At 45.6% G+C, this 575-nt stretch carries 1 protein-coding gene; it reads right to left on the bottom strand.

Going from position 1 to position 575, the window contains the following annotated elements; genetic code table 11:
- Nucleotides 1-60: 60 nt before the first annotated feature.
- Nucleotides 61-540 carry an RDD family protein gene (locus R7Q09_RS27250; RefSeq protein ID WP_025505825.1) on the bottom strand — a complete coding sequence of 160 codons (480 nt, stop codon included), beginning with the start codon at nt 538-540 and terminating at the stop codon, nt 61-63.
- Nucleotides 541-575 lie beyond the last annotated feature (35 nt).

The raw sequence follows: 575 nt of genomic DNA, 5'->3' as shown, positions 1-575 counted from the left end.
GAAAGCTATAATCAAAGAAAAAGGAAGGTGCTATGCCTTCCTTTTTTGTTTCTCTGCGATTTATTTTGCTTTTGGCAAAACCACCACTTCAGTTTTTGCCCAGATATCGTGGAAACCACGTTTTTTCGGGTCAATTGGCACGGTTAAGTTCGCAAGACCAAAGCCTGATGTCGCAAGGCGGATTAATGCTTGAGTCGCCGTAATTGGAGCGCCGTCTTTCGCGTTTCGAATTTGCATTTTCCAAGCGCGCATGCCTAGGGTTTGACCTGCTCGCGTCCAGAAAAATACGAAGAAGTAAATCCAGACTACCGCCAGATAAAGTGTGAATATCGGACTCAACACCGGGTGTTTCCCTAACATATCTGCGGCATCCACATATTCTCCGTAGCTCAGCAAGCCTGCTGCATTCAAAGCAAACACCACTGCTATTACGACACCCGCCGCCATCATCTCAATGGCTAAGACAATTAGAGTGTCATAAAACAAAGCGGCCAATCGACGGAAAAATCCCGCTGGTGGAAGAGTTGTAGAAGTAGTCATAATTCCATCACTTACCTTAAAAATTGTGCGTCAGG

The sequence above is a fragment of the Vibrio sp. 2130-1 genome (assembly GCF_033339515.1).
The sequence above is the reverse complement of the archived record's forward strand: the minus strand, read 5'-3'. Positions and strand labels throughout refer to the sequence as shown.